This window comes from Paenibacillus sp. BSR1-1, assembly GCF_030403775.1.
Classification (GTDB): domain Bacteria; phylum Bacillota; class Bacilli; order Bacillales; family Cytobacillaceae; genus Neobacillus.
In genome coordinates this window covers 22,705-39,511 of record NZ_JAQMWQ010000030.1, presented here as the reverse complement: position 1 = coordinate 39,511, position 16,807 = coordinate 22,705, and the positions used below count along the sequence as shown (strand labels likewise).

Annotated in this window: 14 protein-coding genes and 1 pseudogene; 12 read left to right on the top strand and 3 right to left on the bottom strand. The window is 39.6% G+C overall.

The annotated features are described in order from the left end of the window. Positions 1-316: 316 nt before the first annotated feature. Entirely contained in the window at positions 317-724 is a 408-nt protein-coding gene (locus tag PH210_RS26630) for an LAGLIDADG family homing endonuclease (protein ID WP_289989370.1), read from the bottom strand. Between the two features lie 324 nt (positions 725-1,048). Here PH210_RS26630 and larB point away from each other — a divergent pair, with 324 nt between their 5' ends. The 8 genes and pseudogenes from larB to PH210_RS26590 all read left to right on the top strand — a co-directional run bounded on the left by larB (position 1,049) and on the right by PH210_RS26590 (position 12,000). After that, on the top strand, positions 1,049-1,807 hold the full coding sequence (gene larB / locus PH210_RS26625; protein WP_289989369.1) for a nickel pincer cofactor biosynthesis protein LarB: 759 nt from the start codon (positions 1,049-1,051) through the stop codon (positions 1,805-1,807). Further along, a pseudogene (gene larC / locus PH210_RS26620) lies at positions 1,804-3,285 on the top strand (nickel pincer cofactor biosynthesis protein LarC). Before larB ends, larC begins: the two are co-directional and overlap by 4 nt. A 575-nt stretch (positions 3,286-3,860) precedes the next feature. Beyond that, positions 3,861-5,207 carry a gluconate:H+ symporter gene (locus PH210_RS26615; protein ID WP_289989368.1) on the top strand — a complete coding sequence of 449 codons (1,347 nt, stop codon included), beginning with the start codon at positions 3,861-3,863 and terminating at the stop codon, positions 5,205-5,207. Between the two features lie 195 nt (positions 5,208-5,402). Next, on the top strand, positions 5,403-6,224 hold the full coding sequence (gene larE, locus PH210_RS26610) for an ATP-dependent sacrificial sulfur transferase LarE (RefSeq protein WP_289989367.1): 822 nt from the start codon (positions 5,403-5,405) through the stop codon (positions 6,222-6,224). Between the two features lie 43 nt (positions 6,225-6,267). Next, positions 6,268-8,037, top strand: a complete 1,770-nt coding sequence (locus PH210_RS26605) for a sigma-54-dependent Fis family transcriptional regulator (RefSeq protein WP_289989366.1) — start codon at positions 6,268-6,270, stop codon at positions 8,035-8,037. Positions 8,038-8,294: 257 nt separating this feature from the next. After that, positions 8,295-9,632, top strand: coding sequence for a four-carbon acid sugar kinase family protein (locus PH210_RS26600; RefSeq protein WP_289989365.1), 1,338 nt, complete (start codon positions 8,295-8,297; stop codon positions 9,630-9,632). A gap of 37 nt (positions 9,633-9,669) precedes the next feature. Beyond that, a complete protein-coding gene (pdxA, locus tag PH210_RS26595) occupies positions 9,670-10,671 on the top strand; it encodes a 4-hydroxythreonine-4-phosphate dehydrogenase PdxA (RefSeq protein ID WP_289989364.1) in 1,002 nt (333 codons plus the stop codon). A gap of 78 nt (positions 10,672-10,749) precedes the next feature. Continuing rightward, the gene (locus PH210_RS26590) at positions 10,750-12,000 is read left to right on the top strand and encodes a nickel pincer cofactor-dependent isomerase, group 22 (protein ID WP_289989363.1); all 1,251 of its coding nucleotides are present in this window, start codon (positions 10,750-10,752) and stop codon (positions 11,998-12,000) included. A gap of 66 nt (positions 12,001-12,066) precedes the next feature. On the opposite strand, the gene PH210_RS26585 is transcribed toward PH210_RS26590, so the two are convergent. Next, a complete protein-coding gene (locus PH210_RS26585; RefSeq protein ID WP_289989397.1) occupies positions 12,067-12,744 on the bottom strand; it encodes a spore coat protein in 678 nt (225 codons plus the stop codon). A gap of 152 nt (positions 12,745-12,896) precedes the next feature. Here PH210_RS26585 and PH210_RS26580 point away from each other — a divergent pair, with 152 nt between their 5' ends. The 3 genes from PH210_RS26580 (at position 12,897) to PH210_RS26570 (ending at position 14,831) form a co-directional block, all read left to right on the top strand. Beyond that, on the top strand, positions 12,897-13,472 hold the full coding sequence (locus PH210_RS26580; RefSeq protein WP_289989362.1) for an IMEF encapsulin system ferritin-like cargo protein: 576 nt from the start codon (positions 12,897-12,899) through the stop codon (positions 13,470-13,472). Between the two features lie 162 nt (positions 13,473-13,634). Then, positions 13,635-14,483 carry a family 1 encapsulin nanocompartment shell protein gene (locus tag PH210_RS26575; RefSeq protein WP_289989361.1) on the top strand — a complete coding sequence of 283 codons (849 nt, stop codon included), beginning with the start codon at positions 13,635-13,637 and terminating at the stop codon, positions 14,481-14,483. Between the two features lie 3 nt (positions 14,484-14,486). Then, a complete protein-coding gene (locus tag PH210_RS26570) occupies positions 14,487-14,831 on the top strand; it encodes a 2Fe-2S iron-sulfur cluster-binding protein (protein ID WP_289989360.1) in 345 nt (114 codons plus the stop codon). A gap of 35 nt (positions 14,832-14,866) precedes the next feature. Here the strand turns inward: PH210_RS26570 and PH210_RS26565 are convergent, their stop codons facing one another. After that, positions 14,867-15,334, bottom strand: coding sequence for a hypothetical protein (locus PH210_RS26565; RefSeq protein ID WP_289989359.1), 468 nt, complete (start codon positions 15,332-15,334; stop codon positions 14,867-14,869). 173 nt (positions 15,335-15,507) lie between these two features. On the opposite strand from PH210_RS26565, the gene PH210_RS26560 reads away from it, so the two are divergent. Beyond that, positions 15,508-16,773, top strand: coding sequence for a polysaccharide deacetylase family protein (locus PH210_RS26560; protein WP_289989358.1), 1,266 nt, complete (start codon positions 15,508-15,510; stop codon positions 16,771-16,773). The last annotated feature ends 34 nt before the right edge of the window (positions 16,774-16,807 follow it).

Here is a 16,807-nt window from a genome sequence, read left to right as displayed (position 1 = left end):
GTAACACGCAAGTGATAATCCGGCTTTATCGGTGAAACCTAAGTCGCTTAACTGCGATAGGGCAATGCCGAGCGGTATGTGGAGTAATCCAACAGCCGTGTATCGACTTATAGGCTGCCATGTTTAAGTGGTAGTACTAGGATGCGAAATTCAGCCTATCAAAGGCAAATATATGTTTCGCATAAGACGCCGGAGGACCTGTTCATTAGCAGGTTCAAGATATAGTCAGTGCCATGACGAAAGCATGGAAACGCACGTCCCGCCGTCTCCACCATACATAAGGTGGATACAAGACCAGCTGAGAAGCTGGTCTTTTTTATATTTGAAAAAAAGACTCCTCAAAGGCTATTTTCTTTTTAAGTAATTCTTTATTATATTTACCGTTCCTCGGAGTACACTTTTCATAGTTTTCCAGTATCCATAAAGCTCGATTTCTTTTTTTGTTCACTCTAAGAAACGGGGAAATTTGTTTTAACGTTAATATGACTGACTCTTTTTTCTTTATATTTAAGGTAAATGAATCTTTGTGGCGATTAGGATTATAGTTCTTTTTTGTATTGAGTTGTCCCCCAACTAAGGATTGAATGTAAACTAAGAGTTCTTTATCTGTTGAGGCGATTGAAATGTAAGGCCGCCGATGTTCATTTTCATGCATTTTTGTTAAAGAAATGGAGCCTTCACCATCAATTATCCCTGCAATATAAGCTTCTTCCCAGCATTCCATTAGGGACTCTACCTCCTTTATTAAAATAAAAACGATATATAATATAGAACGTTAGTTCTGTTTTCTGTTTTACTATAACAATCAATAATTTGCAATAATATGGAAATGTGAAAAGCGGACATCAATAGGAATTGACAAAACCAAAGTAATAGTAAGAATCTTTTGGCTATGTATTTACCGAAAAATATTCTATAATTGGGGGGCTATAAAAATACTGGCGATATGAAATGTTAGCTAATGATGTTTCAAAGTATTTTTGAACCTGTCAAGGAAAATAATAGGAAATATGGATTCGGAAAACAGATTGTTTAGGGTGTGAAAATAATGCTGGAAGAGATATTGCAGCAAGTTCAAGAAGGCAAATTAAGTGTTTCAGAGGCGAAAGATAAGTTAGCCACATATGAGAATTTAGGCTTTGCCAAGGTCGATCATCATCGCAAGAATCGTCAAGGGTTCCCGGAAGTGATTTATGGGGAAGGGAAGACGAAAGAACAAATCCTTTCCATCATTCAAGCCATCAAATTAAAAGGTAATGATGTCTTAGTTACACGGATTTCAGAAGAAAAAGCTGATTTTATCCTTCGGGAGCATCCTGAATTTATCTATAATGAAACAGCACAGATTCTCTTTTGGAAAGAGAACAAAAATAGTCAGGATTCTTATCAAGGTTACGTTGCAATTGTTTGTGCAGGCACATCAGATTTGAGAGTGGCCGAAGAAGCAGCCGTAACAGCAGAGGCATTAGGAAGTGAAGTACGTCGCTTTTATGATGTGGGTGTTGCTGGGATTCACCGATTATTTGACAATATTGAACAAATCCAACAAGCGACTGTTTCAGTAGTGGTAGCAGGAATGGAAGGCGCGTTGCCAAGTGTCGTTGGGGGACTCGTATCGCATCCGGTCATCGCGGTTCCAACCAGCGTTGGTTATGGGGCCAATTTCCATGGTCTATCAGCGTTATTGACCATGTTGAATTCGTGCGCGTCTGGCATCAGTGTTGTAAATATCGACAATGGCTTTGGTGCTGCCTACAACGCGGTACTGATTGATAAAATCGCAAGAAAAGGAGGCAACAAGGGATGAAAACACTTTATATCGATTGTTTTTCGGGGATCAGCGGTGATATGTTCATTGGAGCGCTTTTAGATGCAGGGGCAGATCCGTCTGTTTTAGAAAATGAATTAAAAAAGCTTAATTTTGAAGATGAATATCATTTGACGTGGAAGAAAATCGTGAAGAATGGAATCACAAGTACTAAGTTTGATGTAGTGTTAGCACAAACTGGCCACCATCATGAACACGATCACCATCATGAACATGACCATCATCACGGACATGAACATCATCATGAACATGAGAATCATCATGCACATGAACATCATCATGAACATGATCACCAACACGAGCATGACCACCATCATGCACATGATCATCAACACGAGCATGACCACCATCAAGAACACGATCACCATCATGAACATGATCACCATGACCATCACCATGATCATGAACATGAACATAATCATGAACATGAACATGAACATGATCATCACCATCATCATCACCGTTCATACAGTGATATTGTAAAAATGATTGAATCATCCGAATTGGAACCTGAAGTGAAAGAGACTTCATTAAAAATCTTTCGGAAAATTGGTGAAGCAGAAGGGCATATTCATGGTATGCCACTAGAAAAAGTTCATTTTCATGAAGTAGGTGCAGTCGATTCGATCATTGATATTGTTGGAGCTGCCATCTTAATTCATCAGTTAGACATTAAGAAAATAAAATCTTCACCAGTTCCTGTCGGATCAGGAAAAATACATATTGATCACGGTATTTATCCTGTTCCAGCACCAGCCACGCTAGAGGTATTAAAAGGTGTACCGATTGAACAAAGCAATGTGCGATTTGAACTAACAACCCCAACGGGTGCAGCTATCGTAGCAGTGCTGGCAGAAGAATTTTGCGCGATTCCATCTATGAAAGTAGAATCAATTGGGTACGGTGCTGGAACAAAAACTTTTAAAGACCGTCCAAATGTACTCCGTGTCATAGTTGGAGAATAGGCCCTAGGAGGAGTAAAATTGGTTTCACATCCTCATAACAACGAACATATTGATGATGAAATGGTCAAGATGGAAGTGAATCTAGATGATGTACCGGGTGAATGGCTCGGTTATGTCATGGATTTACTTTTTGAAGCAGGGGCGAACGATGTATTTTATACCCCCATCTATATGAAAAAAAATCGGCCGGGAGTTATGCTGCAGCTTCTTTCCTCGCGACACAAATTAGAAAAAATGAAAGAAATATTATTTAACGAAACCACCACTTTAGGGGTGCGCTACTATCCCTTAACGGTCCATCGGCTTGAGAGACAGTTTAAGCGAGTCGAAACCGCGTGGGGCCCTGTGACGGTGAAAGAAGGGTATTATCAAGGTCTGCTTGTCCAAAGAGCCCCAGAGTATGAGGAGTGTAAAGAAATAGCCAAACTTCATCGGATCCCATTGAAACAAGTCTATGAGCAGGTTTGGAAGAAACTAGATCAAGATGAATAAAAATGTTCAAAAAAGCGGGTAAAGGTTTCGGGCCTTTATCCGCTTTTTTTTATCATTAATAGTTGGTAATACCTTGCAGATTTTAGGAGAGAATAAAAATAGTTCAACAAACGATAAAAGGTCAACACGCCCAATTATGTTGCGAAAATAAGAGGTGATCTTTCATCAAAATGATATTTGTTGAAAAAACTAACAAAAAATAATACAACCTGTCCTATTGACAACTTTTAATGAAGATTATAAAATGATAACGTTAACATGTGATGCGATATACGACAGTTATTGCTAATTCTATAAACACGCCTGATAAAAATGTTGCAATTTTATCATTAGGTTAAGAAAATAGTGTTTCATAGAACAACATTTCTAATTCAAGCGAATAATAGGGAATAAAGATCAGTGAGTTTAAACTCCTGATATTTTTATCCGCTTTGATGAAAGCATTTGCAAACCTGCATAGAGTCATTTGGTGAGGTGGCAGAAACGTTGTATGTAAGAACTTTCGATATACGTCAGATGTAAAAGAAATCATCTAATATTTTTATAAAAAAGAAGGAAGATGGGGGAAAACAATTATGCCTTTAGTAATAATTGCAATAGGGGTAGTATTATTACTTATTTTAATTATGCGCTTTAAATTGAACACATTCGTTTCGTTAATCATTGTTTCATATCTTGTTGCTTTAGCATTGGGCATTCCAATGAAGGATGTTGTTCATTCAATTGAAACCGGTTTAGGTGGAACGCTTGGTCATATTGGAATCATCTTTGGACTTGGTGCCATGCTTGGCCGATTAATCGCCGATGCAGGTGGTGCTCACCGAATCGCAACAACCTTAATTAATAAATTCGGTGAAAAAAGAATTCAATGGGCTGTTTTAATCGCTTCATTCATTTGCGGAATCGCTTTATTCCTTGAAGTTACCATTGTATTATTAATCCCAATTATTTTCTCGATTGCTAAAGAACTAAAAGTTTCCGTTGTAAAACTAGGTCTTCCGATGGTTACAGCTGCACTAGCCGCTCATGCTTTCTTGCCGCCGCATCCGGGCCCAATTGCAGTTGCAGCAGAATACCATGCCAATGTTGGTCTCATGTTACTTTACGGAATCATCATTGCCATCCCAACGGTCATTATAGCTGGTATTTGGTATCCAAAAATTGCGCAAAAAATTGTGCCGTCTGCATTCACTAAAGAAGGCAGTTCGTCTTTCGGTGTACAAAAAACATTTAAATTAGAAGAAACACCAGGTTTTGGCATCTCTGTTTTCACTGCATTATTTCCTGTTATCTTAATGTCTATTGGTGCTATTGTCGATATCACACAGCCAGAATTAGGATTTAAGGATAATGCATTAGTAGGTTTTATTCGCTTTATTACGAACTCTGACTCTGCTATGATTCTTTCCGTTTTATTTGCAGTCTTCACCATGGGATTACAAAGAAAAATTCCGGTGAAAACGTTAATGGATTCTTGTTCCTCAGCGGTGAATGCTTTGGGAATGCTGCTTTTAATTATCGGCGGCGGCGGCGCCTTAAAACAAGTGCTTATTGATGGCCATGTTGGTGATTATGTCGCAAAATTATTTGAAGGTACCCATATGTCGCCAATTCTTTTTGCCTGGATTGTCGCAGCATTATTACGTGTTTGCTTAGGATCTGGAACGGTTGCTACCTTAACAACTCCTGGATTAGTACTTCCATTGCTTTCCACTATGCCGGATGTTAACTTAGAACTGGTTGCTTTGGCAACAGGAGCCGGAAGTGCGATTGCATCCCACGTTAACGACGCTGGATTCTGGATGGTTAAAGAATCTTTAGGCATGAACATCAAAGAAGCATTTGGAACTTACACAGTGCTCTCAACAATCGTTGGTGTATCAGGATTAGTCTTCACTTTAATATTAGATATGTTCTTTTAAAATAAAGAAGGGGCCATTTTATAGATTCTATAAAATGGTTTCTTTTTTTAATAGACAAATAATTTGCGAATATTGCAAATCAGTTACTGCCTGCTTTTACTTTAATTGAAATTAGCTTATACTTTTAATGGTGTTGCAAAATGCATAAGTTGAAATCTGAAATGGTTTAAAATATTGAGATAGGTGGAATTCGGCATGAATGAGAAGTATGAACGGTTGAAAGAAATTTTACGTGAAATGGGTAATGTAGTTGTCGCTTTTTCTGGTGGTGTGGATAGTACGTTTTTATTAAAAGTAGCTGTCGATGTTTTAGGAGTGGGACAAGTCCTGGCTGTGACGGCTGATTCGGAAACGTACCCTTCCAGTGAATTAGAGGAAGCAAAAAGATTAGCAAAAACGATTGGCGCAGCCCACCAAGTGATTGAAACCTCTGAATTAAATATACCGGGCTATGTAGAAAATGACCAAAACCGCTGCTATTTCTGTAAAAATGGCTTGTTTGAACAAATTATTCCGATTATGCATCAACAGGGGTTCGAAAACGTAGTATATGGTTTGATTGCTGACGATATGAGTGAGCATCGTCCTGGCGTACGTGCTGCCAGAGAACATGGTGTCCGCGGGCCGCTTCAAGAGGCGAATCTTTTTAAAGAAGAAATCCGGGAGCTTTCGAAACAATTAAACTTGCCTACTTGGGAAAAACCTTCTTTCGCCTGTTTATCGTCCCGCATTGCTTATGGTGAAAAAATTACGCAGGAAAAATTAACGAAGATTGAAAAATCTGAGGCTTATATCAAAGGCTTGGGAATTAGACAAGTGCGCGTGCGGACTCATCAAGAGATCGCAAGAATTGAAGTAGAGCCTCAGGACTTGCCATTAGTGCTGGCGCACCACCAAGATATATTGGAAAACCTCCAACACTTCGGTTATAAATATGTCACGCTTGATCTTCAAGGCTATGTCAGTGGCAGCATGAATAAAGTGTTGAAACCAAGCTTTACTAAGGTGAGCCAATAATGGAAAATAGAAGAATAGAGGATATCTTAGTAGGTGAAGGGTAATGATGAAGGCATTGGTGATTGTCCCTTATGAGGGATTGCTTGAAATGATGAAAGAAATCCAGCAACAGGTGGATGACATTCAATTAGATATTGAATTAGGGAACTTGCATGAAGGGGTGGCTATTGCCAAGGCAGCTGAGCATAATGGCTACCATGTCATCATCAGCCGCGGCGGAACAGCTTCGATGATTCAGGAGGCCGTATCTTTACCTGTGATTGATATCCAGGTGACTGGCTATGATGTATTACGCATTATCACACTCGTAAAAGGATTTTCACGTAAAGCTGCCATTGTTGGTTTCTCGAATATTACACATGGGGCTGCTACGATCTGTAAGCTGCTTGATTTAGATATTGAAACATTCACGATTACACAGGAGATCGAGGTTCAAGAAAAATTAGCCCATTTAAAAAGCCTTGGCCATGAGGTGGTCATTGGAGACGTTGTAACGGTCCAGTCTGCCAGGCGATTGGGGCTGACAGGAGTCCTCATTACTTCTGGCAAGGAAGCTATTATTGATGCACTAGAAGAAGCGAGAAGGACTTATCGGATATACTCGCAGCTCCAACAGGATGTTTCTTTATTTCAGTCGATTCTCGATTGCAATGAACAGGCGGTCGGGGTTTTTAACCGCCAAGATAAAATGGTATATGGAAATGAGCGTTTCAATAAAGAATTTCATGGTATGAACCTAGAGAATTTGCCGGAAATTAAACGATTAATACAAGAGACGAGAGATGAAACTCAAATCAAAACCATCCACATCCATCCTTCGTTTTGGAAAATAACAGCAAGCTCTAAAGAGGAAGCGGTTGTCTTGTATTTTGAAAAAAGCCTTCCTCATCAAACGCATTTTCAGGTTCGGGAAAGTATCCAAAAGAATGCGATAGAAATTCATACATCCGCATCGTATACCCCGATTTCAGGAAAAAGTGAATCGATACAGCGGGTGTTAAAGCAAATCGATCAATACAGTAAAAGTGAAGAACCCGTCTGGATTATTGGAGAAACGGGAAATGGCAAAGAATTAGTTGCCCAATCCCTTTATTCAAAAAGGAAATCGATGAATGAACCATTTGTCGTCGTGCATTGTGACGTAGTAAACGCAGAGCAGCTAAAGGATTTGATAAACGATGACTTTCTCCAAAAGTTTGCGAATGGGGTTATATACTTAAAGAACATCGGTCAGCTGAACGGCTACATGCAAAATGAATTAATTAAAATCATCCAGAATGAAAAGCATCATAAGGTGCAATGGCTTGCGTCTTCGGAATGCAATATGGAAGAAAAGGTCAAAACTGGCACGTTTAATGGTGAATTGTATCATTCGTTAGGAAAATTAACCATTTGTATACCGCCGCTCCGGGAACGCAGAGAAGATATTGAGGACTTGGTTCATGTCTTTATTTCTGAATTACATCCCAAATATGGCAGTTTGGTGGTGGGGATTCGACAGGACGCATTAATGGAATTGACCAACTATGATTGGCCAGGAAATGTTGAACAGCTCAAACAAGCCATCGAGCAATTGTTTTTACAAACAAAAGCTTATTATATTGAAAAAGAAGATGTTGACGTCGTTTTAAAAAGATTCGATCAGCAGGAGAAGAAGAGTGATTCATTGGCACCGATCGATTTAAGTGGAACATTGGAAGAAATCGAAAAACAAGTAATCACGAAGGTGCTCGAAGAGGAAGGGCTGAATCAATCCAAAGCAGCTAAACGTTTAGGGATTAACCGCTCGACCTTATGGCGCAAGCTAAAATAGTAGCTTGCTTTTTTTTATGGCAAAATTGATGCAAATAGCAACGATTTCGTATTTTTATAGAATTATTAAAAATAAATATTGCTAAATGCAACATTTTGATTTAATATTAATAGTGCTGAAAGCGTTTTTAACGCTTGAAAATGAAACAGTAATTTGAGCCGTTATGAGAGCCAAACTTGAATAGGCAATTGAAGCCGGACTAAAAATAATAAAACGCAAACATATTGTAATTGCGCGTAAAGGGGGTAGGGATGTAGGTGAAACTAGCGGTGATAGCAGATGATTTAACAGGTGCAAATGACACGGGTGTCCAATTTGCCAAACAGGGCCTACACACCAATGTGCTATTTTCAGATACAACATTACAACCATCACATTTAAATGAAGATGTCATAGTTTTAAATTCAGATAGCCGAGCGGTAGATTCGAGAAAGGCATACGGTGTCGTTTTTCATCTGGCAGAACAATTGAAAAACCTAAATGTTCCAAAGATATTTAAGAAAATAGACTCCACCATGAGGGGAAATATTGGTCCTGAAATTGATGCCGTCATGGATGTATTTAACTATAAGATTTCGTTTGTTGTCCCAGCTTTCCCAAAAAGCAACAGGATTACAATGAATGGTAATCATTTTGTTAATGGTATCTTATTAGGGGAAACGGAAATCGCTCAAGATCCGGTCACCCCCGTTAAAGAAAGTTACCTGCCTAAATTGCTGCAGGAGCAAAGTAAGCGAGAGATCGAAATCATTTCCATTTCTGATGTAAGGAAAGGAAAAAGCCATCTATCTGAGAAAATGCATGACCTGTCCTCAGGTGAAATGTCGAAAATCATTATCGTTGATGCCACTACGGATGAAGAACTAGAGACAATTGTGGAAGCTGCAGAAATTTTACATGAGAATTTTCTTTGGGTTGGTTCAGCTGGGATTGCTTATCATCTTTTCAACACAGGTCAGCCTGAGGAGGAATTATGCAGTAAACAATCTGGGGAAAGACTTCCAGTACTAGTGGTAGCAGGCAGTGTGAATCCGATCATTGATCGGCAAATAGACGTGCTTAAAGAGAAAAATCATGTTGAAGAAATTGTGATTTCTCCTGAAGAATTCTTTTATGAAGATAGAAGAAAATGTGAAATTGATCGCATTGTGAAAACGGGTCAAGCTTTATTGGAAAAAGGCGATTTAGTGATCACAACCAACCGGGAGCGCGAAACCATCAACAGGGTGAAGGAGCTTCAACTCCAGCTTGGTTTATCGAACTTTGATGTAGGGAATACCATTGCTCAATCGATGGGGATCATTGCCGGCCGATTAATAGAAAGCAGGAAGATTTGCGGAGCCGTTTTAACAGGCGGTGAAATTGCAGGCGCCACATGTAAAGTATTGAATGGCGAAGGAATTCGGGTGATTGGTGAAGTAGAAGCTGGTATTCCTTACGGGAAATTGTTCGGCGGCTTCTTCGACGGGATGCCGCTTGTGACAAAAGCGGGCGCTTTTGGAACTGAACAAGCTCTTTCGAAAGCTCTTCAAACGATTACTGAAGTTAATGCGCAAGTTGAAAACTGCGATTGGCGATATACAAATATTTCATAAATAACAACTGGAAATTTTATAATGGGAGGAAACAAAAATGGCAGCCAACAAACCAAGCATCGCGATTACAATGGGGGATCCATCAGGAGTAGGGCCGGAAATTATAGTTAAATCATTAAACGATCAAAACATCTATGAAAATTGTCGACCATTTGTAATTGGCGATCTTAAAATTTTAAAAAGAGCTTTAGATGTAACCAATAGCGATCTTCAATTGAATAGCATTACAAATCCAGAAGAAGCAAAGTTCCAATACGGAACCATCGATATTATCGATTTGGATTTAGTTTCTGAAGATTTACCGTGGGGACAAGTTTCTTCTGAGGCAGGAAATGCGGCATTCCGCTATTTAGAAAAGGCAATTGCTTTTGCAAATGAAAAACAAATTCATGGAATTTGTACCGCACCTTTAAATAAAGAGGCGCTTCATAAAGCTGGTCATATTTATCCTGGGCATACTGAAATATTAGCTGAATTAACAAATACTAAAGATTTTGCAATGATGCTTTCAGCTCCTGGATTACGTGTTATTCATGTAACTACCCATATCGGAATTATCGATGCGGTTAATAAAATTAATGTTGACCGTCAATATACAGTTATCAAGCTGGCACATGATACATTACAAAAAGCAGGGATTAATTCTCCACGCATCGCTGTTTGCGGAATTAACCCTCATGCCGGAGAAAATGGACTTTTCGGAAATGGAGAAGAAGAAGAAAAAATCATTCCTGCTGTAGAAAAAGCACAGGCAGAAGGAATTAATGTGCAAGGGCCTCTTCCAGCCGATACCCTATTCTTCAGAGCAAGACGCGGCGATTTTGATATTGTTGTAGCACAATATCATGATCAGGGGCATGGGCCAATTAAAGTATTGGGTCTGGAAGCTGGTGTCAATATTACGGTTGGTCTTCCAATTATTCGTACAAGCGTTGACCATGGAACAGCTTTTGATATCGCCGGAAAAAATATTGCGGATGAGCTTTCGTTGAAAGAAGCAATTCGGATGGCGATTGAATTGGCTCCTGAGAAATTATAATAAAGATGTTCAAGCAAGAGGTCATCGATGATCTCTTGCTATTCACGTATTGTCAAATAAAGAAAGGGGACTTGTATGATGGCTTTTCCTAAAATGGCTAAAATCAGACAAAATTTTGTGGTGGAAAGTCTAAAGGATATATCCGGAACGATTTCTGAGCAATTTAACCATGTGAATGCCGATGAAAAAATTAAGCCTGGCATGGAGATTGCCATTACCGTAGGAAGCAGGGGGATTAACAACATTCCTTTAATTGTGAAAAGTGTGGCTGATGAAATTAAGAAAAGAGGGGCAACACCGTTTATCATTCCTGCCATGGGAAGCCACGGAGGCGCAACAGCTGAAGGGCAAAAAGAGATGGTGGAAAGTTTAGGTTGTACGGAAGAATTCACTGGCTGTGAAATTCGTTCATCCATGGATGTGGTGGAAGTCGGAGTCACGTCAGCAGGCATTCCTGTTTATGTGGATAAGATTGCTTATAATGCTGATGGAATTATCGTAATGGGCCGTGTGAAGCCGCATACCGATTTTAAAAATAAAATCGAAAGCGGCGTTTTGAAAATGGCCTCCATCGGTATGGGCAAACATAAGCAGGCATTGGCTTTACATACTTATGGCATTTATGGAATTAGTGAGATGATGCCTGAAGTAGGAAAAGTGGCGATTGCCAAATCCAATACTCTATTTGGTGTTGCAATTGTGGAAAATGCTCATGAAGAAACGGCGATCATTGAGGCGATTGAACCAGAGCAAATTGAAGAACGTGAAAGAGAATTATTGAAAAAAGCCTTTAACTTGATGCCAAGTCTACCAGTCGATGAAATCGATATTTTGGTCGTTGATGAGATTGGCAAAAACTTCAGCGGCACGGGTATGGATACGAATATTATTGGCCGAATCCGTGTTTTAGGAGTAGAAGAGCCGAAAAAGCCAAGTATCAAATATGTGATTGCTTCCAATTTAAGTGAAGTAAGCCATGGTAATGCATTAGGAATTGGCTTGGCGGACCTGACAACCAAGCGTTTATTCGAAAAGATCGATTTGAAAACTATGAATGAAAATGTAGTCACAAGTACATTTTTAGCTCGGGCTAGTATCCCAATTGTTCTTGATAATGACCAAGAAGCACTAAAAGCGGCTTTACGCGCTACTTGGGGAGTGGCTTCGGAAGAGGCAAGAATCGTAAGAATCCCAAATACCCTTCACATTGGGGAGTTATATGTATCTGAAGTTATTTTTAGTGAGTTAAAGGATAAAGAAAACATCGAAGTTTTAGAGGACCTGCAAGAAATGAAGTTTGATGCAGATGGTTATTTCTTGTCTTTGTAGCAGTTATTTAAGATAAACAAACACAGAAAAAAGCTATCCTTTCCACATCGGAAAGGATAGCTTTTTTTAATGGTTCATATTATTCATGTTCATATTGTTCGTATTCATGTTGTTCATATTGTTTTGCATCTGTGGCATGCCTTGTGCAGGAGCAAATGCGTTCAAGATTTGCTGCATATCCTGCTGGGCAAGCTGCGGAACTTGGTAGTAATGGTTTTTATTTTGATAAATAGAAAGTTCGTAAGCCATTTCAATACAATTCGGGACGGAGTCAGCAAGTACACGGCGCACAACCGGATTAGTTACCTCACATGCAGCTACAGTCTTCATCGAAGCGCCTGTTTTACAAGAGGCAAGCATGCAGCTTGAAATGTATTCATCATTAATCTCCGATGCGGATTGCCAAGGTTTTTTCGGCTGAGAAGGCTTCATGCCATAGACCCAATCATTGCCTTGTTTCATCATATATTTCCCTGTCGGTTTCGATGGATCTTGTCCTGTTTTGAAACACTCCAAGGTGATGTTGTATTCATCCTGCATAAATTGATACTGACGATCGAGAATATCCATTAATTCTGGATCTTTTACGTGCTGACGCAGCATTAAATACGAATTCATCGTACCAATAGCGCTTGATATCACTTCATGTACATCGAAAAGTTCATGTCCGCCGTGATTCATTTGCGGCGGTACTGCTCCTGTATGCATATTTTGGTGCATTTGTCCTTGTGGTTGGTTTTGCATCATAATTGATCTCCTCCTATTGGTAATGAACATAACCATAATTAGTATGTTTCGGGAGGCGGGAGTTATTCAAAAATAATGGAAAGAGCAGTTTTAAAGATACCCCTGAACGTCAATAATGAATTCTAGTTGATTATTCAGGGGTGTACATAATGAAAGAAGAATTGAAGGTATTTTATCGGATTTTTACCACCACAAAGGATGCAATTGAAAAATTTATGAACATGCTCGATCCGGTTATTCAAAATGCAACTGATGATCATGAACGATTATATTATCACCATATTTTTGAAGAGGAGGAGCAACGGCTGTCGCGCTTGGTTGAACTAATTCCACTCATCAGCAAATTTGAAAAGGAAAAAAGCGAGAAGGATTTCGCTCCGACCAATAATGAATTTAATCGACTTTTGCAAGAGCTCAATCTTGAAAAATTCGGCTTACATAACTTTGTGGAACACCTGGATTTAGCCTTATTTCGCTTTACAGATGCAGAGCGGAGCACGTTGCTAAATCAATTGCGGGAAGTTTCCTACCAGGACTATCAGCAGGTAAAGGCGATGTTAAATGAGATCAACAGCCGTTTTGATACGAACTATGTTGACCCGCATGCCCATCATGACGAGCATCATGATCATTTAGACCGCTCGGGCTCTGCACCAGCTGCATCAGCTCCAGTAGCCGTCCCAGCCAAAATGAAAAAAGGATTTACAGTTGGAAGTTTAAGATAAAAAACGGGGGTTTCGCGGAATAAATCGCAAAGCTGGCGGAATTAATCTTAGATTCCGCGGAATTATTATCAAACTTCGCGGAATAACGGCTAGAATTCGCGGAAATCACTCAAAAACGCGCGAAATCCTGAACCATCTATTTAAAAAGGAGAGGAAAAACGAATGAACAAATCACAATTATTCCCTGATTCGCCCCTAACGGATCAAGAATTTTCCCAATTAGATAAAACCGTTATTGATACTGCCCGCCGTCAGCTCGTCGGCCGTCGATTTATCGAATTATACGGCCCGCTCGGACGCGGAGTTCAAGCAATAGCCAATGACATATTTACGGAAAACAACGAAGCAAAAATGGATATTCAGGGCTCCTTTGATACCACCTTCGAATCCAGCAAACGCGTCAACCATACGATTCCCTTACTATATAAGGACTTCGTTTTATTTTGGCGCGACCTTGAACAAGCCAAGGTATTAGACATTCCGATTGATTTCTCACCTGCTGCCAACGCAGCCAGAGATGTCGCCAATTTAGAGGAACAAATGATTTTTCACGGGGCAAAGGAATTCGATATCCCAGGATTAATGAATGTTTCAGGCCGTCTAACCCATTTAATTGGGGAATGGTATGAATCAGGCAGTGCCTTTCAGGATATCGTCGAGGCCAGAAGCAAGCTGCTCGAGATGAATCACCATGGACCATTTGCGCTTGTCCTTTCTCCGGAACTTTATTCCCTTATCCACCGTGTACATAAGGATACCAATGTTTTAGAAATTGAACATATTCGTGAATTGGTGACAGACGGGGTGTTCCAATCGCCGATGTTAAAAGGCAGGGCTGGAGTCATCCTCAATACCGGACGAAACAATCTCGATCTTGCCGTATCAGAGGATTTTGATACAGCCTATATGGGGCAGGAAGGGATGAACCATCCGTTCCGTGTATATGAAACCGTTGTTTTAAGAATTAAACGGCCGTCCGCCATCTGCACGCTGGAATCGATAGGGGATTAACCGGTGAGGCAGCGAGCATTTACGGTTGGCTCCCTCATTCCTGGCAGCACAGTGCCAGCCATACAGCGGCCACAACCAGTAGTAAAGCCAATTCCTAAAAAAATCGTTATTCAACAAGGAAGCCAAAAATTTGAGATTTCCCCGGCTAAAGGGAAGCTGCTAGACGTGGCTCTGAACCAAGGGAAGCCAATTCAGTACAAATGTCGAAAAGGAACATGCGGCCAATGTACCGTGAAGGTTTTACAAGGTCCAACACTATCCCAGCCGAATGAGCAGGAACACAAAAAGCTGGCAAATGCATTAAACAATGGATATCGCCTAGCCTGCCAGGCAGAAATACTTCAATAAAAAACGAGGTCCGCCATGAAAGGGACCTCGTTTTGCTATGCAAATAATTGCACTAATTTTTCTTCAACTGAGAATGGAAGTGAAATGTTATGGTTTTTCAATTCCCTCACACTAATATCGCGAACAAGTTTAAGGGCTTCTTTTTTAAAGGAGCTTGTGACAAAGCCTTGGTTTACTTCACAAAGTTTTTGTAAGTATTGCAACGTATCGCGAAGCAATAATTGTTTAATATAAGTATTATTCAGCTGGCAGATTAATTTGTGCTGCAGTCCTTTGATGACTGCAATTTGATCAATATGGATAATCATATTCGTACCATTTTCATCGATAAAGCAGACGGATACATATTGCCCTTTAGAGATATCAACATTAGTAAACACCGGGTTTTGATAGGTTTCACCGGACGATAAGCGAATCGAATCCGCTTCGGCGGCCCCGCCGATTTTACGATGATTAGTAATAACCGTATGAATATCCTTCAACCCATATAGCATGTTAAACATGTTGATAATCTCCCTTCGTAAAAAATATCTCTATTATCTATACCGTCATTTTAAAGATAATGAGAATCATTGTCAATAAGATTCCAGCACTTAATTTTGACAATTTTATGAAACACTTCATCAGATAAAACGTCTATTATAGCTGAAGGGCAATTTGAGGGGATGTGTGAATCGTGGTTAAATGGAAATTTCTCTTCATCGTAATAGCTTTATTTCTTTTAGCAGGATGTACTTCACAACAACGAGATAAAAGAACGGTTGAAGATTTGCCGCCAAAGCAAACGGAGCTCAAGCCGAAAGAAGTAAATCCTATATCCATCCAATTAGAGGAAATAAATAATAAGGCAAAATTAGGATTGGTCAAGGCTTGCGAATTTAGTTCTCTCGATAGCACCATCGATCAAGTGAAAGAAAAATGGGGAGAGCCAGACCGAATTGACCGTGCCGGCTCAGGCTATTATGCAACATTTGAAAAAAGGGGAATTGCTTTCGGTTTTAATGCTGAAGGGAAAATATTCGATGTTCGCTCCTATTCTAATGACCTTCAGGAAATTACCTTCGATGAGATTAAAGCCTATTTTGGAAGTCCAGCTCAAGTATCAGAATTCAATAACGACAAAATATACACATACAATATTAATGCAGATATCCAACTAAAATTCATCCTTCCAGAGAAGACCAAGACTGTAGATCATATCTCAGTTTTTAATCAACAAAGGTCGGAACGATATTTACTTGATATTAAAGGGAACTCAAATCAACTATCTGCTTCTGCCTGGGATAAAATGGTGCAATGGCGGAAACTAATCGTCAATTTTTCCAAGGGACAAGAAAATGTCTACATTAATGGTCCTAATGTAAAAAGGGTTGCCCTCACATTTGATGATGGTCCTGATGCCTCGATTACTTCCGCGATCATTGATATATTAGATAAATATAAGGTTACGGGAAATTTCTTTTTTGTTGGAAGTAATGTTGAGAAACACCCTGACATTGTAAAAAAAGCTTATGAAAAGGGAAATTTAATCCTAAACCATAGTTACAGCCATGTAGATTTAACTCGATTAAATAATCAAGAAATACAATCTCAATTGGAAAAAACAGATGACGCAATCGCCGCGATTATTGGACATCGTCCTGAGATTCTCCGTCCGCCTTATGGAGAAACAAATAATCAAGTAGCTGCCATTGCCCGACAAGAAGGCTATTCGGTTGTGATTTGGTCGATTGACACACTTGATTGGTCGCAAAAGGAAGCCAGTAACATTGTAAAAAATGTCGTGGATAATGTTAGAAACGGCGAAATTATTTTAATGCATTCCACTCCAGAACAAACGGAAACAAAAAAAGCCCTGCCAATCATTATTAAGGAACTGCAAAAGAGAAACTTTGAAATCGTGGGATTAGACAAATTATTAAATGTAAAGGCGTATCAATAAAACAAACCATCTCGCGTGTGTGAGATGGTTTGTT

Excerpts from the sequence above, each read along its gene's own strand:
- PH210_RS26630 (WP_289989370.1), bottom strand. The coding sequence starts at position 724 with ATGGAATGCTGGGAAGAAGCTTATATTGCAGGGATAATTGATGGTGAA.
- larB (WP_289989369.1), top strand. The coding sequence starts at position 1,049 with ATGCTGGAAGAGATATTGCAGCAAGTTCAAGAAGGCAAATTAAGTGTT.
- PH210_RS26615 (WP_289989368.1), top strand. The coding sequence starts at position 3,861 with ATGCCTTTAGTAATAATTGCAATAGGGGTAGTATTATTACTTATTTTA.
- larE (WP_289989367.1), top strand. The coding sequence starts at position 5,403 with ATGAATGAGAAGTATGAACGGTTGAAAGAAATTTTACGTGAAATGGGT.
- PH210_RS26605 (WP_289989366.1), top strand. The coding sequence starts at position 6,268 with ATGATGAAGGCATTGGTGATTGTCCCTTATGAGGGATTGCTTGAAATG.
- pdxA (WP_289989364.1), top strand. The coding sequence starts at position 9,670 with ATGGCAGCCAACAAACCAAGCATCGCGATTACAATGGGGGATCCATCA.
- PH210_RS26590 (WP_289989363.1), top strand. The coding sequence starts at position 10,750 with ATGGCTTTTCCTAAAATGGCTAAAATCAGACAAAATTTTGTGGTGGAA.
- PH210_RS26585 (WP_289989397.1), bottom strand. The coding sequence starts at position 12,744 with ATGCAAAACCAACCACAAGGACAAATGCACCAAAATATGCATACAGGA.
- PH210_RS26580 (WP_289989362.1), top strand. The coding sequence starts at position 12,897 with ATGAAAGAAGAATTGAAGGTATTTTATCGGATTTTTACCACCACAAAG.
- PH210_RS26575 (WP_289989361.1), top strand. The coding sequence starts at position 13,635 with ATGAACAAATCACAATTATTCCCTGATTCGCCCCTAACGGATCAAGAA.
- PH210_RS26565 (WP_289989359.1), bottom strand. The coding sequence starts at position 15,334 with ATGTTTAACATGCTATATGGGTTGAAGGATATTCATACGGTTATTACT.